The 20,789-nt window shown below is 44.5% G+C and carries 23 protein-coding genes; 1 reads left to right on the top strand and 22 read right to left on the bottom strand.

From position 1 onward, the window contains the following. Positions 1-61 precede the first annotated feature (61 nt). Entirely contained in the window at positions 62-415 is a 354-nt protein-coding gene (gene swrA / locus ICW23_RS09380; RefSeq protein WP_012118562.1) for a swarming motility protein SwrAA, read from the bottom strand. 374 nt (positions 416-789) lie between these two features. Then, entirely contained in the window at positions 790-2,190 is a 1,401-nt protein-coding gene (ctpB, locus tag ICW23_RS09375) for a carboxy-terminal processing protease CtpB (protein WP_045926622.1), read from the bottom strand. 167 nt (positions 2,191-2,357) lie between these two features. On the opposite strand from ctpB, the gene ICW23_RS09370 reads away from it, so the two are divergent. Next, positions 2,358-3,764: a right-handed parallel beta-helix repeat-containing protein gene (locus ICW23_RS09370; RefSeq protein ID WP_188154396.1), complete on the top strand. Its 1,407-nt coding sequence runs from the start codon at positions 2,358-2,360 to the stop codon at positions 3,762-3,764. Between the two features lie 46 nt (positions 3,765-3,810). Here the strand turns inward: ICW23_RS09370 and ftsX are convergent, their stop codons facing one another. From ftsX to ICW23_RS09270, 20 genes are all read right to left on the bottom strand, one after another. Then, a complete protein-coding gene (ftsX, locus tag ICW23_RS09365; RefSeq protein ID WP_016937789.1) occupies positions 3,811-4,701 on the bottom strand; it encodes a permease-like cell division protein FtsX in 891 nt (296 codons plus the stop codon). Then, positions 4,694-5,380 (bottom strand): cell division ATP-binding protein FtsE, encoded by a 687-nt coding sequence (ftsE, locus tag ICW23_RS09360; protein ID WP_003151418.1) that lies wholly within the window; start codon positions 5,378-5,380, stop codon positions 4,694-4,696. Before ftsE ends, ftsX begins: the two co-directional genes overlap by 8 nt. A gap of 218 nt (positions 5,381-5,598) precedes the next feature. After that, a complete protein-coding gene (gene cccB, locus ICW23_RS09355) occupies positions 5,599-5,940 on the bottom strand; it encodes a cytochrome c551 (RefSeq protein ID WP_016937788.1) in 342 nt (113 codons plus the stop codon). A gap of 35 nt (positions 5,941-5,975) precedes the next feature. Then, positions 5,976-6,824, bottom strand: a complete 849-nt coding sequence (locus tag ICW23_RS09350) for a YitT family protein (protein WP_095241253.1) — start codon at positions 6,822-6,824, stop codon at positions 5,976-5,978. Positions 6,825-6,992: 168 nt separating this feature from the next. Further along, positions 6,993-8,094 (bottom strand): peptide chain release factor 2 gene (prfB, locus tag ICW23_RS09345; protein ID WP_155816738.1). Its coding sequence is split into 2 segments (ribosomal slippage): positions 6,993-8,021 and positions 8,023-8,094, totalling 1,101 coding nucleotides; the frame shifts between segments, so codons are not numbered across the junction. 74 nt (positions 8,095-8,168) lie between these two features. Continuing rightward, a complete protein-coding gene (gene secA, locus ICW23_RS09340) occupies positions 8,169-10,694 on the bottom strand; it encodes a preprotein translocase subunit SecA (protein ID WP_188154395.1) in 2,526 nt (841 codons plus the stop codon). Between the two features lie 166 nt (positions 10,695-10,860). Continuing rightward, positions 10,861-11,427 carry a ribosome hibernation-promoting factor, HPF/YfiA family gene (gene hpf, locus ICW23_RS09335; protein ID WP_016937784.1) on the bottom strand — a complete coding sequence of 189 codons (567 nt, stop codon included), beginning with the start codon at positions 11,425-11,427 and terminating at the stop codon, positions 10,861-10,863. Positions 11,428-11,621: 194 nt separating this feature from the next. Beyond that, positions 11,622-11,999 (bottom strand): DUF8042 domain-containing protein, encoded by a 378-nt coding sequence (locus tag ICW23_RS09330; RefSeq protein ID WP_029575299.1) that lies wholly within the window; start codon positions 11,997-11,999, stop codon positions 11,622-11,624. A gap of 9 nt (positions 12,000-12,008) precedes the next feature. After that, positions 12,009-12,353, bottom strand: coding sequence for a flagella biosynthesis regulatory protein FliT (gene fliT / locus ICW23_RS09325; protein WP_188154394.1), 345 nt, complete (start codon positions 12,351-12,353; stop codon positions 12,009-12,011). Further along, positions 12,353-12,754, bottom strand: coding sequence for a flagellar export chaperone FliS (gene fliS / locus ICW23_RS09320; protein ID WP_188154393.1), 402 nt, complete (start codon positions 12,752-12,754; stop codon positions 12,353-12,355). The genes fliT and fliS overlap by 1 nt, the downstream gene beginning before the upstream one ends. A gap of 19 nt (positions 12,755-12,773) precedes the next feature. Then, on the bottom strand, positions 12,774-14,294 hold the full coding sequence (locus ICW23_RS09315; protein ID WP_045926615.1) for a flagellar hook-associated protein 2: 1,521 nt from the start codon (positions 14,292-14,294) through the stop codon (positions 12,774-12,776). 247 nt (positions 14,295-14,541) lie between these two features. Continuing rightward, positions 14,542-15,528: a flagellin N-terminal helical domain-containing protein gene (locus ICW23_RS09310; RefSeq protein ID WP_016937779.1), complete on the bottom strand. Its 987-nt coding sequence runs from the start codon at positions 15,526-15,528 to the stop codon at positions 14,542-14,544. 144 nt (positions 15,529-15,672) lie between these two features. Beyond that, the gene (csrA, locus tag ICW23_RS09305; protein ID WP_003151402.1) at positions 15,673-15,897 is read right to left on the bottom strand and encodes a carbon storage regulator CsrA; all 225 of its coding nucleotides are present in this window, start codon (positions 15,895-15,897) and stop codon (positions 15,673-15,675) included. Continuing rightward, positions 15,891-16,322: a flagellar assembly protein FliW gene (gene fliW, locus ICW23_RS09300; protein ID WP_016937778.1), complete on the bottom strand. Its 432-nt coding sequence runs from the start codon at positions 16,320-16,322 to the stop codon at positions 15,891-15,893. Before fliW ends, csrA begins: the two co-directional genes overlap by 7 nt. Before the next feature lie 29 nt (positions 16,323-16,351). Then, on the bottom strand, positions 16,352-16,921 hold the full coding sequence (locus tag ICW23_RS09295; RefSeq protein WP_188154392.1) for a DUF6470 family protein: 570 nt from the start codon (positions 16,919-16,921) through the stop codon (positions 16,352-16,354). Between the two features lie 90 nt (positions 16,922-17,011). Continuing rightward, a complete protein-coding gene (flgL, locus tag ICW23_RS09290; protein WP_016937776.1) occupies positions 17,012-17,929 on the bottom strand; it encodes a flagellar hook-associated protein FlgL in 918 nt (305 codons plus the stop codon). A gap of 12 nt (positions 17,930-17,941) precedes the next feature. After that, positions 17,942-19,459 (bottom strand): flagellar hook-associated protein FlgK, encoded by a 1,518-nt coding sequence (gene flgK / locus ICW23_RS09285; protein WP_188154391.1) that lies wholly within the window; start codon positions 19,457-19,459, stop codon positions 17,942-17,944. A gap of 15 nt (positions 19,460-19,474) precedes the next feature. Next, positions 19,475-19,957, bottom strand: a complete 483-nt coding sequence (locus ICW23_RS09280; RefSeq protein ID WP_045926612.1) for a flagellar protein FlgN — start codon at positions 19,955-19,957, stop codon at positions 19,475-19,477. A 14-nt stretch (positions 19,958-19,971) separates the two neighbouring features. Next, positions 19,972-20,238: a flagellar biosynthesis anti-sigma factor FlgM gene (gene flgM, locus ICW23_RS09275; RefSeq protein ID WP_016937773.1), complete on the bottom strand. Its 267-nt coding sequence runs from the start codon at positions 20,236-20,238 to the stop codon at positions 19,972-19,974. 69 nt (positions 20,239-20,307) lie between these two features. Beyond that, positions 20,308-20,727: a TIGR03826 family flagellar region protein gene (locus tag ICW23_RS09270; protein ID WP_016937772.1), complete on the bottom strand. Its 420-nt coding sequence runs from the start codon at positions 20,725-20,727 to the stop codon at positions 20,308-20,310. Positions 20,728-20,789: the final 62 nt, after the last annotated feature.

The following is a 20,789-nucleotide window of genomic DNA, read 5'->3' as shown; positions in this document are numbered from 1 at the left end:
TCAAGCCAAACATTTTAATTCTATTCTACCAAATAATCATTGGCTTGAATATCTCAAACGTCTATCTCTCTTCCGTCATCCACAACGTCACATTTGATAGAGAGAAATCTTTCAGATAGTGGTCGACTTCCACCTCGATTACACCGCTGATCAAAAGCATGGACCGTTTAATATCCGTCAGATTGATTCCTAAACGCTTATGGTTTTTCATTAAGTAGGTGAAATAATGCTTTGCACACTCCTCATTGATATCGTGAACACATTCAACATTTGTGTAATTGACCAGGTATCTGCTGAACAGCATAAGAAGACTTAGTGCTTTTGTTGATGAAAATGTAACGTCTTTTGTTCGGTCTTTTAGTTGTTCCACTAATTCATAATATTTTTTTTCACGCACAATACTTGCCCTCTTCAATTGTGAACCCCCATTTTTTTATCCAGATAAGCACGGGTGATTACAGCTGCCGTGCTGAAGCGCCGCAAACACTTCTGCTTTCAATACTGAAATGCAGCTGCCAAACTAAAAAACTGTTCTCTATTAGAACCTTCTTTTATTGTAAGAACTAAAACTGACTGAGGCAACTTTCAAAAGTTTCATTTTGAATACATATTAACTCGGCATAAAGTCTCTCTTCCATATAAATATCGGGTAATGTTTGTCCTTTATAAATGTTTAAATGTGAAAATTTTTTTAATATCTTGTCAAAATCGTCATAATTATGTGTCTTTTGGTTCATTTATGAGACATGATAAAAGAAACAGGAGGCCTTAAAAAAGCCTCCTTTTCATTTATTTAACAAATAATGATTTTAACGCCATTTGCAGCTGTATATCATTTTTTTCGTCAGATTTCTTCTCATTCATCAGCTGATTCATTTTTTCCGCTGTTTGTTTGTCAATGACAGCTGTTTTATCAAGTTTGTACCGATCTTGGAACGCCATGACGGCTTTTTTCATTGTGCCGCTGAAATAGCCGTCCGCCCTGCCCGGGTCGAAACCCAAACCTTTCAGCAGGATTTGCGCGTGTTTGACATCTGCGCTGTTCATATCAGGCTGAAGCGGCTGTTTCAGCTGAAGCGGTCCCGCCGCAAAATAATCCGGCTGGCTTACGGCGATTGTCGGAGTAATGCCTTTTTTGTGAATCCAATTGCCTTTCGGCGTCAGCCATTTGTAAAGCGTCAATTTAATGTTGCTGCCGTCTCCCATCGGCACGGCCTGCTGTACCGTTCCTTTACCGAAGGAGGTATCACCGACAACGTCATAATGCCCCGCTTCTTTCAGCGCGCCCGCAAGAATTTCTGAAGCAGAAGCGCTTCCTTTATCCGTAATGACATTAACGGGATACGGCTTCTTATGTTTTAAAGTTGAGAAATATTGTTTTTTATCTCCGTTGCGTTCCGCGATTTGGATATACGGCATGTCTTTTGTGACGAAATGCTTTAAAATCTGTTCGACGCTTTGAAGGTAGCCGCCGGGATTTCCTCTTACGTCAAGAACGAGTCCGTCAATCCCTTGTTTCTCAAGCTTTTTCAGCGCCGCGGCGAAGTCCTGAGCAGTATGCTCGGAAAATGTCGATATAGCGATGTAGCCGACATGATGCCCGCCTGATTCCTTGCGGGAAGCAAATACGGTTTCCAGCGGGATTTCCGCTCTTTTAATCCGGAATGACAGCTGTTTTTCAGTGCCCGGACGATGTATTTTAATAGAAACCTTCGATCCTTTTTTCCCTCTGATTTTCAGCACGGCTTCATTTAAATCTTTCCCGTTCATTGACTCGCCGTTTATACTGATGATTTCATCATTCGGCTTGAGGCCTGCCTTTTCAGCCGGAGATTGCTTAAACGGTGATACGATAATGATTTTATTCTCTTCCATACCGACTTCAGCGCCGATCCCTTCAAAAGATGAATCCAGAGAATCGGAAAACTGCTTGGCGGTCTGCTTGTCCATATAAACGGAATAAGGGTCGTTTAATGTAGACAGCATCCCCTGAATCGCTCCTTCAAGTAGCTTTTCTTTATCCACATTTTCCACATATTCGTTCGAGATCAGCTCATATGCTTTTTCGATTTTTTCCATTGCCTGGCTTCTTTCTGCTTCTGATGATTTCGGCTGTGCCGCCCCGGCAATATGGGCTCCGCCGCACAAGATGCTGACGGCCGCTATCGCTGCGATTATTTTCTGCTTCATCGTTTACCTCCTCTTAGTCCTTTTACGAAAACCTGGAGATAGTATGTGTAAACTGAAAAGAATTCATGTAACGGCAACAAAAAAACGGAACCGATAGATTGTTTCATATAAATGGGTAACGTATAATAATTTGTATGCAATTCATTAAATATACAGGAGAATGCGATATGAAAATAAAATTATCGATTTTATCCGCGGCGGTGCTGGCCGCAGGCATTACCGCCTTTGTCTGGCAAAAAACAGAGGCCAATGAAAAATCACAGGCTGACGCTCTTTATGTTTCTCCCGCGGGAAACGATCAAAATGACGGAACGAAAGAAAAGCCGTTCCGCACATTGAAGCATGCGGCGGAAAAGGCGGAGGCCGGAACAACAGTATTGATTCGGGAAGGAACGTACGACGAAACATTTGAAGTAAAGCACAGCGGGACGGCGAAAAAGCCGATTACATTTCAGAACTATCAGAATGAGCATGTCACCATCAGCGGCAAATCTGCACCTAAAAGCGATTCTGAAACACCGTTAATTCAAATCAGCAATAAACAGTACATTACCATTCACGGCATTACGCTTGAAAACCTATCCGTCTCATCAGAAGATGCGACAGCCATGGGCATCTATGTCACCGGATCAAGCAGTCATATCGCCATTGACGGCAACCATATCCGGAACATTAAAACAACGGCTGATGAGGGAAATGCACACGGCATCGCGTTTTACGGCTCGGGCGCCATGAAGGATGTCAGCATCACAAATAACACGGTTGAAAAATTGACGCTCGGCGCAAGCGAAGCGGTCGTGCTGAACGGGAATGTTGACGGTTTTAAGATCGCCGGCAATACCATCCGGAACAACAACAATATCGGGATTGACGTGATCGGCTACGAAGGAACTTCCAAGCAAAATGACTATGCGCGAAACGGCGTCATTGAAAACAATACGGTGAGCCATAACTCTTCTTACGGAAACCCCGCCTACGGCAATGAATACTCTGCGGGCGGTATATACGTTGACGGCGCAGAACATGTGGACATTAAGAAAAACACCGTTTACAACAATGACCTCGGCATTGAAGCCACTTCCGAGCATAAAGGGAAGTACGCACAAGATATACGGATTACGGATAACAAAGTGTACAACAATGCTTACACGGGTATTTCAATCGGGGGATATGACACAAAACGAGGCGGCACAATCAATTCCGTGATCGCTCACAATATTATGTACCGAAATGACACGAAGGACCTTGACGGCGGCCAGCTGCTGCTTCAGTACGATACAAAAGGGAACACCATCGAAAAGAACATCATGGCGGCAAGCGGTTCACGAATTTTTATCGCAAATGATTATACGAAAAACGAAGGCAATACCGTTAATCATAACGTCTATCACAAAGAAACGGGAAAAGACGGCATTTGGAATTGGAAGAACAAAGAATATGATTCATTCGCAGCTTACAAAAAAGGAACGGCAAATGATCCGAATTCCATATATGCCGATCCGATGTACCGTGACGAATCGTCTTATGACTTTACATTAAAGCCGGGATCACCGGCCCTGCCCGTCATTCAATAACAGAACCATCAAAAAAAGCCAGTCTGACAAAGACTGGCTTTTGCATTTATACACGAAGGAATTTCCGGATGGAAGTCAGGCTTCCCCATACTCCGATAACCGCGCCGATCAGAATGAGCACAAGTGATACTTGGAACACAAACGGACTGTACGGCAGGAGTGAAACAAATGAGCCCTGAACTTTCGGAGCCACCCAAGCGACCATTGACTGGTACGTGCTCAGCACGAGGGCGATCGGTATGACAGAACCGAATACCCCAAGCAGCAGCCCTTCAAGGAAAAACGGCCAGCGGATAAACCAGTTTGTCGCGCCGACAAGCTTCATGATTTCAATCTCTTTTCTTCTGGCGAAAATCGTGATTTTAATTGTATTTGAAATTAAGAACATTGCCGTGAACAGAAGGCCGATGATTAACGCGATCCCGATGTTGCGTGACACTCCGACGACCTTAAACAGACGGCTGACTTCTTCTTTCCCGTATGTCACTTTATATACATGATCCAGCTTCTCAATTTTTTTCGCGACTTTCGGCGTATCATGCGGATCTGTCGTTTTGACGATAAACGCGTTGTTCAGCGGGTTTTCCTGATCTTGCATTTTCATGGCCTTTCCGCTGTCGCCGAAGCTTTTGACCAATTGATCAAGCTCTTTATCTTTAGATGAAAATTCTACGCTTTGGATTCCCGAGATGTCTTTAATCTCATTCTGCAGCGTATCCTGCGTTTTCTTATTTGACGTCAGATCGATTAATACTTTAATTTCCACTTCTTTTTCAGCATTTTTAGCCATGTTGTTTAAATTCAGCATAATGACTAAAAACACGCCGACCAAAATCAATGTAACGGTAACAGCGCTGATGGATGCAAATGTCATCCATGTGTTTCTTCCGAGAGATTTAAAACTCTCACGCAAATGGCGCCCGAGAATTTTAATCATAAGAACCATACTCCCCTCTTGACTCATCACGCACAATAATTCCGTCTTCGATCGCGATGACCCGTTTCTTCATGGTGTTTACTATTTCTTTATTGTGTGTCGCCATCACGACGGTCGTTCCGCGGTTGTTAATCTCTTCCAGTGTCTTCATGACTTCCCATGATGTTACCGGATCAAGGTTGCCCGTCGGTTCGTCAGCTATAACGACGTCAGGATTGTTGACGATGGATCTTGCGATGGAAACACGCTGCTGTTCTCCTCCGGAAAGCTGGTCGGGAAACTGCCGCGCTTTATGCTTCAGCTGCACAAGATCGAGCACTTCGAGCACGCGTTTTTTAATGACTGACTGCTGCTCTCCGATAACCTCAAGCGCAAACGCTACGTTTTCAAATACCGTCAATTTCGGAAGAAGTTTAAAATCCTGGAAAACAACACCTATTTTACGCCGCACGAAAGGAATCTCTTTTTCTTTCACAGCCGCGAGATCTTTATGATTAATCAATATTTGCCCTTTTGTCGGTTTTTCTTCTCTGTAAATCATTTTAATAAAAGTAGATTTACCGGCTCCGCTCGGTCCTACGACATATACAAATTCTCCGGGATGAATCATGACTGACAGCCCGTTAATCGCTTTTACACCGTTCGGATAGGATTTATATACTTCTTTCATCTCTATCATGAAATCACCTAATCTTTTATTTATGTCTTGCAGCCATAGAGTTCGCAAAAATACTGCAGTTTATGGCCGATCTACCAGGAAACAGATGAAAAATCTGAAAGTTCCTTTTCCTCAGTACACTTCATTATACGTCAAATTTAGACATATTACTATTACAGTTTCTTTTCATTCCCAGGCCGTGAAAAAACCTTGCCCCTATAACAGGCAAGGTTTTTCTGTTATTTTTTCTGTGACAGCCATTTTGCGATCTTCGCGGCTTCCTCATCATTTACAAGATGGCTCGGCATATTGCCGCGTCCGTTTTTAATGATGCTTTCAATTTTAGCTTCATCATACTTCCCGCCGACTTCCTGTAAATTCGGACCTCCGCCGCCTTCTAAGTCTTTACCGTGACAGCCGATACAGCTTTGCTGATAAAGCTCTTCGCCCGCTGACGCAGATGCTTTCGATCCGCCTGAACTGTCAGAGCTTTCTTTTTTCGATTCATTGGCTCCGCCGCATGCCGCCAACAGGACGGACATGGTCAGAACCAGCGCCAGCAGCGCCCATTTTGATTTCATATGTAAGATGCACCCCTTCGCTATTATAACCCCGTTTACGCGCGTTTGAAACCCTCGCCGAGCACCTCGCTTGCGTCTGCGACAATGACAAAGGCTGACTCATCAATTTGTTTGACGATTTGTTTCAGTTTTGTGAATTCGGTCTGGCCGACGACACACATTAAGATCGGCCGGTCATGTTCCGTATACCCGCCGACTGCGGAAATCTTCGTCACTCCCCTGTCAATTTCCGTAAACACAGCCGACCTGACGGCTTCTTCATGCTGCGTTATAATTAAAGCCATTTTGGAGCGGTTGAACCCGACCTGCACGACATCAATCGTTTTGCTTGACATAAATACCCCAAGCATCGCATACAGTCCCTGTTCCACTCCGAAAACGAGCATCGCGCTCAGCACAATTAATCCGTCCATGATGGCAAGGCACGTTCCCAGTGAAAGCCCCGTGTATTTGTGGATGATCTGCGCCGCCAGTGCCGTTCCCCCCGTGGAGCCTTTGCCGAGATACACAATGCCGATCCCAGCGCCGATCCCGACGCCTCCGAAAATCGCCGCCAGCAGTTCATGGGTCGTCGCGGCAGGCAGGTCTCTTGTTAAAAAGACGGCAAGCGGCAGAACGATGGAACCGACAAGTGTCTTCATTCCGAATTTCCCGCCGAGAATGATCACTCCGGCGATAAACAAGGGGATGTTAATGATCCACTGCACGTAAGCCGGCTCAAAACCAAATGTCTCCAAAATGGTGCTGATTCCGCTTACTCCGCCCGCCGCTATACGGTTCGGCAGCAAAAATACGTTAAACACGACCCCTGTAATCGCCGCGCCGATCATGATATATATGTAATCTTTGATCAGCCGGAGCGGCTTATTGTGATTCACATCCATGCAAAATCCTCCGTTCTCCGATTTTCTCTCGATAGCATTTTAAGTCTTCCCGGCTTAGAAGTAAATAACAGCCAAATACCGTATTAATTTGCTAAAGCGCTATTGTGAAAAATGGAAAAGAGAACGGATAAAAAAACACACCATGCCAAAGGCAGGTGTGTTCCCGGATTAAGACAGTTTAGAGCGTAAGTAGGCATCAATGAAGATATCAATATCTCCGTCCATAACCGCCTGTACGTTCCCCATTTCCGTATTGGTCCGGTGGTCTTTCACCATGGAGTACGGATGGAACACGTAAGAGCGGATCTGGCTGCCCCAGCCGATTTCTTTCTGTTCGCCGCGGATTTCGTCAAGCTCCGCCTGCTGTTCTTCAATTCTGCGCTGATACAGCTTCGCTTTGAGCATTTTCATCGCTCTGTCGCGGTTTTTGATTTGTGAACGTTCCGTCTGGCATGTGACGACTACATTTGTCGGCAGGTGGGTGATCCGAACGGCCGAATCAGTCGTATTGACGTGCTGTCCGCCGGCACCGCTTGCCCGGTACGTATCAACTTTAATGTCTTCGGTACGAATATCAATGTCAATTTCTTCATTGAATTCAGGCATGACTTCACATGACACGAATGACGTGTGGCGGCGGCCTGATGAATCAAACGGAGAAATCCGCACGAGTCGGTGTACGCCTTTTTCCGCTTTTAAATAGCCGTATGCATTGTGGCCCTTAATGAGCAGTGTGACCGACTTAATTCCGGCTTCATCTCCTGGCAGATAATCAAGCGTTTCAACTTTGAATCCGCGTCTTTCCGCCCAGCGGGTATACATTCTGAGCAGCATGGAACCCCAGTCTTGGGATTCTGTACCGCCGGCACCCGGGTGAAGTTCTAAAATCGCGTTATTTTTGTCATATGGTTCACTGAGCAGCAGCTGAAGCTCAAATTCATTCAATTCCTTCGTTAATGACTTCAGCTCTTTCTCAAGCTCCTGCTGAAGATCCGTATCAGGTTCTTCTTTTAAAAGATCATGTGTCATTTGGAGCTCTTCATGAGACTCGCTCAGCTGATGATAGGAGTTCACGTATTCCTTCAGACCGTTCGCTTCGTTGATGACAGTTTGGGCCTTCTGCTGGTCATTCCAGAATTCCGGTTCCGCCATCTTTTCATCTAATTCTGCAATGCGGGCTTCCTTTGATTCGAGGTCAAAGAGACCCCCTGAAGTCCGCTAAACGAGAAGCCATATTTTCGAGCTCTGCCCTGATTTCTGATAATTCCATTCCATTCACCTCATTAAAAGATCCGGGGCGCCATAAGACGCAGACCCGGTCATGTTCGATGCATACAGTCGTGACTATTCTGTCCGGCCGCAGCAATTTTTATATTTTTTTCCGCTTCCGCAATGGCAAGGCGCGTTGCGTCCGATATCTACGACTTTGCGCACCGGCGCTTTTTTCACTTGTTTGGCCTCATCGCCGTCCTGCGGCTGGTGAGCCGTCGTTTGGCCCTGAACAACTTCTTCGCGTTCCAGATTGCTTTCAATCTCGGCCTTCATGACGAATTTCGCAACCTCGTCCTCAATGGACTCAATCATGTGCTCAAACATAGCGAAACCTTCCATTTGGTATTCACGCAGCGGATTTGTCTGCGCATAGGCGCGAAGGTGAATCCCTTGACGCAGCTGATCCATCGCATCAATATGATCCATCCATTTTGAATCGACGGCACGCAATACGATGACTTTTTCGAATTCACGCATCTGCTCTGTGCCGAAATTCTCTTCTTTTTCATTATATTTTGTCATGATACGATCCATGATCATCTCATGCATTTCATCCGGTTCTTTTCCGAAGATATCGCTCTTTTCAAGCGCGCCTTCATCAAGATACGTTGTATTCACAAGCTCCACGAGGCCGTCAAGATTCCATTCTTCCGGAAGCTCCTCTTTCGGCGTATAAGCGGCAATTGCACGCTCCAGTGAAGACTTGATCATGCCTTCCACAATGTCACACAGGTTTTCAGAGTCAATGACTTCAAAACGCTGCTTGTAAATGACTTCGCGCTGCTGACGGAGCACGTCGTCATATTGGAGAAGCTGTTTACGTGAATCGAAGTTGTTTCCTTCGACACGTTTTTGAGACGATTCCACGGCGCGTGACACCATTTTGCTCTGAATCGGCGTGGAGTCATCCATACCGAACCGGTCAAGCATCGCCATCGTCCGTTCAGCTCCGAAACGGCGCATCAATTCATCTTCCATTGAAAGATAAAATTGTGTGATACCCGGGTCTCCCTGACGCCCTGAACGTCCGCGGAGCTGGTTGTCAATCCGGCGGGATTCATGGCGTTCCGTACCGACGACTGCAAGGCCGCCAAGCTCTTTTACGCCTTCACCGAGTTTAATGTCGGTTCCGCGTCCTGCCATGTTGGTCGCAATTGTGACAGCGCCTTTTTGTCCCGCTTCTTCAATGATCTGAGCTTCACGCTCATGGTTTTTCGCGTTCAGCACCTGATGCGGAATTCCTTTATTCTTCAGAAGTTTAGAAATCAATTCAGATGTTTCAACGGCAACCGTACCGACAAGAACGGGCTGTCCGGTCATGTAGCGCTGGGCGACATCCTCCGCCACCGCCTTGAATTTCCCTTCCATTGAGCGGTAGATCAAATCCGGACGGTCTTCACGGATGACCGGCTGGTTGGTCGGAATGGACACAACCTGCATGTTATAAATATTGCGGAATTCTTCCTCTTCCGTTTTTGCGGTACCAGTCATGCCGGCAAGCTTTTCATACATACGGAAATAGTTTTGGAACGTAATCGTCGCCAGAGTCATGCTTTCATTTTGAATCTCCAAGCCTTCTTTCGCTTCAATCGCCTGGTGAAGGCCTTCGCTGTAGCGGCGTCCTTTCATCAGACGGCCGGTGAAGGAATCGACGATGACGACCTGGCCGTCCTCAACAACATAATCCACGTCTTTCTGCATCGCCGCATGGGCTTTTAAAGCCTGGTTGATATGGTGGTTCAATGCCACGTTTTTGACATCAAACAGGTTGTCGATGCCGAACGTTTTTTCAGCCTTCGTCATTCCTTCTTCCGTCAGCTGAACGCCCTTCGTTTTGACGTCATACGTATAATCCTGATCTTGCTTGAGTGTGCGGACAAACGCATTTGCCTGCACGTACAGTTTTGTGGACTTCTGAGCTTGTCCGGAAATAATCAATGGCGTTCTCGCTTCATCGACTAAAATGGAATCGACTTCATCAATAACGGCAAAATGAAGCGGGCGCTGCACCATTTGTTCTTTATAAAGCACCATGTTGTCACGCAAATAATCAAAGCCGAGTTCATTATTCGTTGAATATGTGATATCGGCCGCATAAGCTTCGCGTTTTTCGTCTTTTGACAACGAATTCAGGTTCAGGCCGACTGTAAGCCCGAGAAACTCGAAAATTTCTCCCATTTGCTGAGCATCACGGCTTGCCAGATATTCGTTGACCGTCACGACGTGAACGCCTTTTCCCGTCAACGCGTTTAAATATACCGGAAGGGTGGACGTCAGCGTTTTCCCTTCCCCTGTTTTCATTTCTGCGATATTCCCCTCATGAAGGGCAAGGCCCCCCATCAGCTGCACTTTAAACGGGAACATGCCGGTTACGCGGCGTGAAGCTTCACGAACGACGGCAAACGCTTCGACAAGAAGGTCATCCGTCGTTTCTCCTTTTTCAAGCCGCTCTTTAAATTCTGCCGTTTTTTGTTTAAGCGCATCGTCAGAGAGATTTTCATAATCTCCTTTTACAGCATCAATGTCATTCGCTATTTTTTCGTATTTGTTCAGCGCACGTTTGGTCGGATCAAACATTTTATTTAAAATCCCAAGCATCTATAACGCTCCTCTATGTTCACATGCAGATTTCGCATGGAATAAATGATAATTTTCTGTCCATGTATACCTCTCATTATCATAACATACCTTTGGTTATTTCCAAAGAATTTGCAGATAAAGTATAGAGAAAAACCTTCCGCGCGTTCACGGAAGGCTGGATGGTTTATTCAGTCGGTTCAATTAATCCGTATTTGCCGTCATTTCGGCGGTAAACGACATTTGTGAGATTCGTTTCCGCGTTGGTGAATACGAAGAAATTATGTCCGAGCATATTCATTTGGAGAATCGCTTCTTCATTATCCATCGGTTTTAAATTAAAACGTTTCTGACGGACAATTTCCGGGCTGTCATCTTCAATTTCGTCCTGAACCGCTACGTTTGTATCAGCTGCGCTTCCGTTCTCGAAGTAATGTTTCGGAAGACCCTGCTCGCGGAATTTTCGGTTGACTTTTGTTTTATGCTTTCGGATTTGACGTTCCAGCTTGTTTGTTGCGAGATCAATTGCATTGTACATATCCTCGTTATGCACTTCGGATCGAAGCGCCAGATCAGTCATCGGAATGGTGACTTCAACTTTGGATTCCTTATCATTATAGAATTTTAAGTTGACGTTCACATCGGCATTGACGCTCTGCTCGAAATATCGTTCCAGCTTGCCGATTTTTCTTTCCACATGATCCTTTAACGCAGGTGTAACCTCAATGTTTTCTCCTCTGATATTGTAGTTCATCAAAGAACGCCTCCCTTTATCTAAGGATATGTAACTATTTCTCTTTTTCCCCTTCTGATCCCTGCTGAAACGTTAAAATAATGTGTAAATTCGGTGAACGATGACGAATGGTGTCGGCTTATATCCGCTGCTTCCGGCAGGATTATCAGTATATGCAGAAGACGCAGGCAAAAGACCTGCCGCTTGCAGCAGGTCTAGTGAAGAACATACGGTTTGATGCAGTCGTGCGTCTGCTCCATCCACACCTTATAATGCGGCAGAAAGATGGTTTTTAAAAACTCCTGAAATGGAGCGGACGGAAAATCATAATCATTTAACATGCTGAAATCCTGAAAAATCTCGTCAAATGACCGAATCGCAGTCTCCACGCATCGGCACTCAACGATAGACAAGAGAAGCGCATGAGAGGAATCGAGATGAAAAAAAGCCTGAATCAAATCGTTGTAAATCCGTTCGCCCTCCGTCTTGAAAAAATCATCCTGCGTATCCAATAGGTAGCAGAGCCCCTCATCAATGGTAAAAAGAAGCTGGTAGTATGCTGACACCAAATGGTAATCGTTCAAACTTCTCAAAACACTCACCTATTTGCGTTTGTCGTAATAACGGCCGTCACTTGTCGTTTGATGATACGGATTAAAATACGTATTATGGTACACCCGTTTTTTCTTGAGTGTTTTTATTTCATTTCGGATGCCATCCTGGATCCGTTTCACTTCCCCGGTAATCAAGCGGTCCATCGCGGCCACCTGCTGAAGAAGCGTTTTTTCTTCTTCGGAAAAAGGCGGCTTTATGCCCGCAAGCATCTCCTCCCTTTTCTCCGTAAATGCCGTAAAGCTGCTGATGAGGCCGTCGCTTTCCTGGGCATCCTTCAGTGCGGCGTACATGTTCTTCGTTTCGTTATACAAAGAAAGGACATTGCTGTTCATCAGGCAAGGCCGCCCGCACCGTGGCTGTTTTTCCGTTCGCTCTGCATGGCTTGTTTCCACGTATCGCGGAATTCAGTAACAAGCTTTTCCGCTTCATCTAACAATCCTTCATTATTCTGCACGTTCGCTTCAATCAGGCGGCGGCGTATGTAATCATAGATTGATGACATTTGTTCAGAAATCTCAATCTCCCGGTTTAACGTGATGCTGAGCTCTTGAATGATGTTTTGCGCCTTTACGATATTTTCATTTTTGGCTTCAAGGTTGTTTTGCTTCATCGCCTGCCTTGCCAGCTTAATGAATCGCAGGCAGCCGTTATAAAGCATAAGGGTCAGCTCTTCCGGAGCGGCTGTAAAGACGGATGTCTGCTGATAAGCAGCAAAAGGATTATTTATTGCCATTTTTATAAAACCTCCAAGGTTATGATGTTGAAGATCCTAACATTGACGTGAGATATGAAGATTGGCTGTTCAATTTCTCCAATGCCGTATCCAGTGCACTGAACTTTTTATAATATCTCGTCTCGATGTCATCCAGCTTCGTTTTCATATTGGAAATATTTGTTTCTATTTCATCCAGGCTTTTTCCGATGGCAAAGCTGGTTGATACCGAGCTTTCCGTACCCGCCTGTTTTGAAATTTGAATCTGCATTTTATTTAATGTGTCTTTTAATCTCCGGGCAATCCCCTGTTCCTCCGGGTTTTTGGTTTTCGCTGTATCAGGGCTGTCTGCATTAAACAGTTTAGCCACGAGAGCAGGATTCTCGGTAATTTTCTGTTTCAGTTTCGCTTCGTCTTTAATGACAAGCTTTCCTTGATCCGTATAACTATCAGACGTCTCAATTCCGAAATCGGCAAGCTGATATTTTTTCCCGTCAATCGTAACCGTCGAGTACAGATCAATCCGCATCTCCGCCAAACCGTTTTGCAGCGTGCTGTCGCTCCGCAATAAACCGCTTTTGGCTTTTGCCTCCCACTGCTCAACCTGCTTATCGGTCATCGCTTCTCTTTGTTCATCGGTTAACGGCGTATAATCACGGTATTTTGATTCTGTCACCTTCTCGTTTGCGCTTTTAATTAACGTATTGTATTTATCAACGAAATCTTTAATGTTGTTAAAAATGCCGTCCGTATCAGTCGTGCTGTTAATCGTAACCGTTTTATTGCTGTCCGTCACGCTGTTCAGCGTGTATTTGATGCCGTTGATCGTAAAGTTATTTGACGTTTTTGTCATTTCAAGCCCGTTGAACGTAAACTTCGCGTTTTTCCCTTCGGCATTGGCCGTAAGTTCATTCGTTGTATCATCAACGGCAAAACCGAGCTGATCTTTCAGGAAGCTTTTAGTTGCGTCATCACCTGCGGCAAGGGCAAACCCTTCTCCCGTTTTATTGGAAGTAAACGCGATCGTATCCACATAATCCGTGCCGTTGGAGATTTTCTCTTTTAAAGCCGTCACCCCGAGGCCCGAGCTGTTCAGTTTGGTGACCACATCATCAATCGTATCGGTTGCGGCGATCGTGACGTTTACCTCAGTCGGCTTCGTTTCGCCCGGATTTGTGACATTGAATTTCAATGTTTGGCTTTGACCCGAAGTGAAATTGATGGCCCCTGAGGATTTATAAGTCGTCGGCGTAGCCAGCTGCTGTACAGACATGCTCGTTGAAATATTCTGTTCAGCACTGACAGCCGCCGCGCTGACACTGGAATCCGAACTTGTTACTGTTTTTTTATTCCAGTTTGTGGACATCAGCATATTATTAAATGTAGTGGAATACATGTCGGCAATCTGGGTATTCATTTCCCGATAAGCATCGCGCTTCCATTCAAGCGTCTGCTTTTGCTGGTTTAATTTATTAAGCGGCTGCTTTTCGGCATCCATCATTTTTTTCACCAGAGAATCTACATCAAGACCGGAATTAAGGCCTGTGATTCTTGTGACCATATGTACCCTCTCCTTTTCGGCGTTTAGTCGTAGACGGCTCTATGACAACAGTGAGTTTCCGACTGTTTATCATATCACAGCTCCATAAATGTATGATCTTATTCTTATATCGGTCAGATTAAAAGGTTTTCAATAATTTAACTGCAAATTATAACGTTTCATTTTGTCAATAGGATTCCTTGGCATGCTGAGGGGGGAATGCTGCAAAAATAAAAAAAGACCCTGGAGAACCAGGATCTTTCCGTCATTAACCTTTAAGCAATTGAAGAACTTGCTGAGGCTGTTGGTTAGCTTGCGCAAGCATTGCTTGAGAAGCCTGAGTAAGGATGTTGTTTTTCGTGTACTCCATCATCTCAGAAGCCATGTCTACGTCACGGATACGTGATTCAGCAGAAGTCAGGTTCTCAGAAGAAGTACCAAGGTTGTTGATTGTGTGCTCTAAACGGTTTTGAACCGCACCAAGTTTAGCGCGCTCGCTAGATACTGTGTCGATAGCTGTTTTGATTGTTGTAAGAGCTGAAGACGCAGCTTTAGCTGAAGAAGAGATGTCGATACCTTTTGTTACTTTAGAATCTCCAGCCACAGCACTGTCAGCTTGATAAACTAATTTATCAGCAGCATCATAGTAGCCATTCGGTCCTTTAGAACCGTCAGTTACAAGTGTTGCTTCATTTCCATCTTTATCTGTAATTTTAGATCCGTCAGCATTTGCTGTATAAGTTGTACCGACTTTCAGGCTTTCAGAATCCATTTTATTGATAGACAGGCTCATTGTTTGGCCTTCGTTAGCTCCGATTTGGAACGTAAGGTTTTTCGCAGTTCCGTCAAGAAGTTTCTTCGTGTTGAACTCAGTGTCAGTAGAAATTCTTGTTACTTCAGATGATAATTGGTCCATCTCTTTTTGAAGCTCAGAACGGTCTGAATCTGTGTTTGTATCGTTCGCCGCTTGTGTAGCAAGCTCGCTCATACGCTGAAGAATGCTGTGAGTTTCGTTCAATGCACCCTCAGATGTTTGGATAAGAGAGATTCCGTCTTGAGCGTTTTTAGACGCCATGTCTAAACCGCGGATTTGAGAACGCATTTTTTCAGAGATCGCAAGACCCGCAGCGTCATCACCAGCGCGGTTGATGCGAAGACCTGAAGATAATTTTTCCATGTTTTTTGCAGCAGAGCTTGAACCTGCATTCAGCTGACGGCTAGTGTTAAGAGCCGCGATATTGTGGTTGATTCTCATTTTGTATTTCCTCCCTGAATTGTTTTTCGCACGTCCTTGTGCATTTGCGCAGCGTCATTTTTGAAGAAAATTTTTCCTCTCATTGGCTACACTATATATATCGGACGGCCGCTTCTATTGTTTATATTGAAAATAAAAAAATCCTCACTTTTTTTGTGAGGATAAATTAAGTAATAAATCAGTATTAAAAGATACGGCTCTGTTATTCTCTTCCAGGATAGACAAGTATATTTCCTTCCGATGAATATCCACGTGCTGCGGCGCTTCAATTCCCAGCTTCACTTGCTCTCCTTCGATGGCAATCACCTTGATTTCAATATCCGGCCCGATCTGAATGGACTCATTCACTTTTCTCGAGAGAACTAGCATGATCCTCCTCCTATCAAATGTTTTGTTTCATAGGAAGCATCATGTAAAATGATTTGTTTCGCCTTCATTTCCTTTTTATTGACGATAATCGGCGCTTTTAAATTGGCGGTCGTGTTTTCAAAAGGCTCTTCCAGCGTTAAAATTGCCATCACTTCGACGTCTTCTATATCTTCAATGTGCAAAAGCTCCAGCGTCGATTGGTCAATGTCAAATTCGTATCCTTTAAAGAAAATAAACGGACTGGCGACAATAAAGGCGATATGCTCCTGTTTGACAGACTGCAGCGCCAAAAACGGTGAATCTTCCGACAAAGGAAGAACAACAAATTGAGTCTCGTCATTAAATCCCGGCAGCCCGTTTTCAAATGAGATAATCTGCCCTTCGTCTATTCTGATTTCTCCGTGATATTTTGTTTTAATAATCATGCTTCACAATCCTTTACCACTTTCATCTTTTATTCTGTATTACCGTCGTCAACCGAAATCGTCACTTTAGGGTCTTGCCTCATATCAATCTGAACTCTCCCCGGTGTGTAATTCCATACCGGTTTATGAGCGGTAGCTTCAATTGAAGGTTTGCGGGCTTCAATATCAACCGTAAGCTTTGAAGGAATGCAGTCAATGTCAACGAGAAACTGCGCAGGCAGAAAATCGCTGAATTCGCCAAATGGATCAGGCGGGCTGACATCCGCTACCTGCCGGGCCATCACATTGCCGGTTTTCTTTTCAATAGCCGCCATTTCCTTCCCTTCTCTGACTGTTTTCGCAATAAACTCACTGCATGCTTGCGCACCTTTCTGGGCGGCTTCAGCGTTCAGCTTCTCAAATGATTTCAGATTTAAGTTCTCCCACGCCCTCGTCTGATCAATCGTCAGTTTGGCCGGCGTGCTTTCAATGTTCAGCTCTGCCGGCGGCTGCTCGATTTCCAGGTCAGCGGGCGGCTGTTCCATCTCGATTTCTTCCTTCTGAAAGGTTATACCGATTTTAGCAGGCACACTGTCAATAATCAATCTCTGCATCTGCATAGAGACCCCTCCTCTTTAGAGTGTTCTAGTAAAAAAAGCGATCTCCCTGTTGTGAGTCGCTTTTTTTATATATAGAAGACGTTTCATCTATTATTTCAGGAAGTCGATCAGTGACGGCTGAATGATATTCGCATTTACTGACAGCGCAGCTTTATGTACCGTCTGCTGAGATAAATAATCAACAATCACATCTTCCATTTCTACATCTTCATTATCTGACAATACTTTTTCAGCGGTAGCAGCTTGAGATTCCAACCTTGTCTTAATGAGTTCCAAACGGTTTGTTCGGGCGCCGATATTGGATTTTTCAGCATTCATTTTGTCAGTAAAACCGTCGATGTCTGACAGAATTTGATTTGAATCTGCTTCAGAGAGCGTACCTTTGCTTAAAGAAGCTTCTAATGAGTTGAGAAATTCAAATACATTATCTCCATTTTGAGCGACGCCCCCGAAAGCTGATTTCGGGTCAGAATTCACTTTCAGCACTGCCCCGTTCGAAATGTTGATATTAACATCCGAAGCACTAGTGTAATTTTCATAGTTGTACGTATACGTGCCGTCGGCATTTTCAGTGATCGGCGGGACATCTGAATTTGTTCCGTTAAACAGGTAACGCCCGTTCACTTGAGTATTCGCGACAGAAACGAGCTGCTTTTTCAGCTGGCCGATTTCTGTACCGATTGCTTTTAATTCCGTTTCACCGTTCGAATCACTTTTTGCCTTAATCATCAAGTCTCGGATTTTCCCCATAATATCCGTCTCTGAGTTTACGCTGGATTCCGAGTTTTCCAGCCATGTGAAACCTTGCGAAACATTCCGCTGATACTGGTTGACCTGCGCAAGCTGAGTACGGTACTGCATTCCCTTCATTGCGACGACCGGATCATCAGAAGCTTTGGTGATTTTTTTCCCCGTAGACACTTGCTGCTGAAGCCGATCGAGCTTGTCATAACTTGAGCCGATAAATCGAAGAGAATTTTTTGCGATCATCCCTTGAGTTACTCTCATTTACTTATCTCCTTATCTTCCTCCGGTGCCCATACCGTTAATAATTTTATCGTATATTTGATCCTGCATCGTTATGATTCGCGCAGCGGCATTATAAGCGTGCTGAAACTGAATCATATTTGTCATTTCTTCATCTAATGACACGGCGCTGACTGATTGTCTCCGCTGATCGGCCGAAAGGGTGTTGCTTTCAGAGTTGTTCATAAGATTGGCCGCTTTTTGTGAATTAACGCCCAGCTTGCCGATAAGGGATTCATAAAAGTCATTAATTGTAGTGGTTTCACCGTTAATTGTCAGCTTGCTGTTCTGCACGGCTGCCAGGTTTGTCGCGTTTGTGCCGTCGCTTTTTTCTCCGTTTAACGACGCTGCGATATTGTCTGTAGACGCAAGGACTTTGTCACTGACTTTTATTTTGGCTGCCGCCCCTTTTACCGGCACCGCTTCATCACCGCTGAAATCAAAAAATGCTGCGCCCTGTTCGCCTGTATAGGTCTTTCCTTTTTCGTGAACTGCATTAAACGCGTCAGCAAAGGAGAGCGCCATATTATCAAGAGCAGTCATCATTTCAGGATAAAGGCCCTTTTCTTCTCCATTTGACATATAGCCGTATGACTCAATAAGACCTAAAAGTGAGCCTTTGCCGGTAAATGCATCCGCATTAACCGCATTGCTGCCGACGGATACGCTTGACACAAGACCGCTGTCCTGGTCGTAGTTGATTTTCATTTCTGAAACGGTTTTTGTATTACCATCAAGCAGTGTTCCGAGAGAATTGTTGTTTCCGTTCAGCAATTCCACGTTGACCGTGCCCTCAGCAGTCGCCAAGGCATGTCCGCCCGACTTATTATATGAAACTTTTATATTTGCCATAGAAGATAGTTGGTCAATCAATCTGTCTCTTTGGTCATATAAATCATTAGGAAGCATACCGCTCGGCTCAACTGCCGCTATTTGAGTATTAAGGTCATTCAGCTGATTTAAAATTGAATTGGCCTGATCCGCTGTGTTATCCAGGTTCTTTTTAATATCCCCCTGAATGTTAGTCAAAGAGCTTGATATATAGTTAAAACTCTCGACAAGAGATTTCCCCTGCTCCTGCAAGACTGAGCGCGCTCCCTTATTTTCCGGGTTCGTCGCCAGGTCCTGAAGAGCATTCCAAAACGAACTGAGTGATCCGTTTAATCCGTTATCATCAAGCTCTTTCATGACGCCTTCCATTTGCGACAATGAATTGGAACGGGCTGTATAGTAGCCTAATTTTGTATTTTCAGTTCTGTACTGATAGTCTAAAAAACTGTCTCTGACACGCTCCACTGAACCGGCTTTGACCCCGGTTCCGATTTGGCCGGCCGTCAGCTCACTGTTTTTTGATACAGCGGGGTAAGGGCTCGTCGATTGTAATGTGACGCGCTGCCTTGTATATCCTTCTGTATTTGCATTTGCAACGTTATTTGAAACTGTGCTCAATGCAGTCTGCTGCGCACTCAGTGCACGTCTTGCTGTTTCGAGCCCCATAAATGTCGATGGCATTGAAAATCCTCCGTTCTAAGCTTTTGAATCGAATAATGTCAAACGGCTGACAGGCTGGCGCGCCGCTTGCGGCTCTTTATAATTCATATTCTCTTTTTCATCCGGCATGATCATATCGAATGCCCCTGAGATGAATTGCAAAGCCTGAATCGTGAGCTGCTTATTCATCTCATTCACTTCTTTCAGACGGTTAAGAAGCGCAGATAAAGAGTGAAATAATCCTTCAAGCTCCTGTTTTTCACTGCCTGAAGTTCTTGAGATACATGCAGCAATTGTGTTATCTTCATCGCGGCTGAGAAACTGGGAAGTTAACTTGATTCGCTCTTCTTCAGTCTGCCCGATTGCCTGAATATACTTTTGCTCTTTGGTTAATATGTTGGAAAGCTCTTTTGTTTTACCTGCTTTCAGCGCTTCCGTTTTCTCCTCAGACAGCGTGAGCAGATGTTCATGCAGTGCGCAAAGTCGCTTCAGTTGATCGATAATTGGCTTTGCTGACATTGGCTTTCTCCTTTTTATTGCTTTTTATAGAAATTCATTATTTTTTCAGCGATGCTGTTTGAATCTATTTTATATGTTCCGCTCTCTATATCCGCTTTCAGCTGAGCGATTTTTTCCTGACGTGTTTTAGTGACCGCATCTGACGCATTTTGAAGCTCTTTTGCATGAGAAGAAATTTCCACTTTGTCTTTCGGCTTTGCAGCCTCTTTTTGTACGGCTTGCTTTTCGTAATTTTTTTGGTATGGATTAACGGATTGTGTTCCGTACTGATTGATTTTCATTGGATTCCTCTCGCTTTCTGTTCGCAGTCTAATTCTTTTATCGACTGCGTTATCAGTTAGTTTAGGGAATCAGGTGTTTTTGGTATTATAGGCATAGTACGTGTCTTTAGTACCATTTTTCTCTTTGAATTCAGCAGCTGTTTCTTGGTTCATATGATCTAATTGCGACTCGATATCAGTCTGACAGGACTTGCAGAATTTCCCCGTCCTGATCGGATTTCCGCACCTTTCGCAAGGGTATGCCAAATTCGGAAGATGGCTGATTTGAATCCTTTTTTGTTTGATAAACTTGAGGATCAGCTCTTCTTCCACACCTGTTTCCTCAGTAATCTGCTGCATCGTCGACTGTCTGTTGATCTGCTTTCTTAAAAATTTATAGACGGTTTCAAATGCTTTTTCTTCTTCTTTAATACATGCCTGGCATACGGTCTGCAGGTTCGTTTTAAAAAATAGAGCATTGCATTTTGGACAATTTGCCAATTCACCCATCGTTTTAACTCCTATTCCTTCATTTATCTGCCTTATATTTCTATCAATTATATCGGCAGAAA

It is taken from the genome of Bacillus sp. 1021 (assembly GCF_014534735.1).
Lineage (GTDB): Bacteria > Bacillota > Bacilli > Bacillales > Bacillaceae > Bacillus > Bacillus siamensis.
Note: the sequence above shows the minus strand (reverse complement) of the source record. Positions and strands in the feature narration are given on the sequence as shown.

Excerpts from the sequence above, each read along its gene's own strand:
- ctpB (WP_045926622.1), bottom strand. The coding sequence starts at position 2,190 with ATGAAGCAGAAAATAATCGCAGCGATAGCGGCCGTCAGCATCTTGTGC.
- ICW23_RS09370 (WP_188154396.1), top strand. The coding sequence starts at position 2,358 with ATGAAAATAAAATTATCGATTTTATCCGCGGCGGTGCTGGCCGCAGGC.
- ftsX (WP_016937789.1), bottom strand. The coding sequence starts at position 4,701 with ATGATTAAAATTCTCGGGCGCCATTTGCGTGAGAGTTTTAAATCTCTC.
- ftsE (WP_003151418.1), bottom strand. The coding sequence starts at position 5,380 with ATGATAGAGATGAAAGAAGTATATAAATCCTATCCGAACGGTGTAAAA.
- cccB (WP_016937788.1), bottom strand. The coding sequence starts at position 5,940 with ATGAAATCAAAATGGGCGCTGCTGGCGCTGGTTCTGACCATGTCCGTC.
- ICW23_RS09350 (WP_095241253.1), bottom strand. The coding sequence starts at position 6,824 with ATGGATGTGAATCACAATAAGCCGCTCCGGCTGATCAAAGATTACATA.
- secA (WP_188154395.1), bottom strand. The coding sequence starts at position 10,694 with ATGCTTGGGATTTTAAATAAAATGTTTGATCCGACCAAACGTGCGCTG.
- hpf (WP_016937784.1), bottom strand. The coding sequence starts at position 11,427 with ATGAACTACAATATCAGAGGAGAAAACATTGAGGTTACACCTGCGTTA.
- fliT (WP_188154394.1), bottom strand. The coding sequence starts at position 12,353 with ATGAACAGCAATGTCCTTTCTTTGTATAACGAAACGAAGAACATGTAC.
- fliS (WP_188154393.1), bottom strand. The coding sequence starts at position 12,754 with ATGGCAATAAATAATCCTTTTGCTGCTTATCAGCAGACATCCGTCTTT.
- ICW23_RS09315 (WP_045926615.1), bottom strand. The coding sequence starts at position 14,294 with ATGGTCACAAGAATCACAGGCCTTAATTCCGGTCTTGATGTAGATTCT.
- ICW23_RS09310 (WP_016937779.1), bottom strand. The coding sequence starts at position 15,528 with ATGAGAATCAACCACAATATCGCGGCTCTTAACACTAGCCGTCAGCTG.
- csrA (WP_003151402.1), bottom strand. The coding sequence starts at position 15,897 with ATGCTAGTTCTCTCGAGAAAAGTGAATGAGTCCATTCAGATCGGGCCG.
- fliW (WP_016937778.1), bottom strand. The coding sequence starts at position 16,322 with ATGATTATTAAAACAAAATATCACGGAGAAATCAGAATAGACGAAGGG.
- ICW23_RS09295 (WP_188154392.1), bottom strand. The coding sequence starts at position 16,921 with ATGCAGATGCAGAGATTGATTATTGACAGTGTGCCTGCTAAAATCGGT.
- flgL (WP_016937776.1), bottom strand. The coding sequence starts at position 17,929 with ATGAGAGTAACTCAAGGGATGATCGCAAAAAATTCTCTTCGATTTATC.
- flgK (WP_188154391.1), bottom strand. The coding sequence starts at position 19,459 with ATGCCATCGACATTTATGGGGCTCGAAACAGCAAGACGTGCACTGAGT.
- ICW23_RS09280 (WP_045926612.1), bottom strand. The coding sequence starts at position 19,957 with ATGTCAGCAAAGCCAATTATCGATCAACTGAAGCGACTTTGCGCACTG.
- flgM (WP_016937773.1), bottom strand. The coding sequence starts at position 20,238 with ATGAAAATCAATCAGTACGGAACACAATCCGTTAATCCATACCAAAAA.
- ICW23_RS09270 (WP_016937772.1), bottom strand. The coding sequence starts at position 20,727 with ATGGGTGAATTGGCAAATTGTCCAAAATGCAATGCTCTATTTTTTAAA.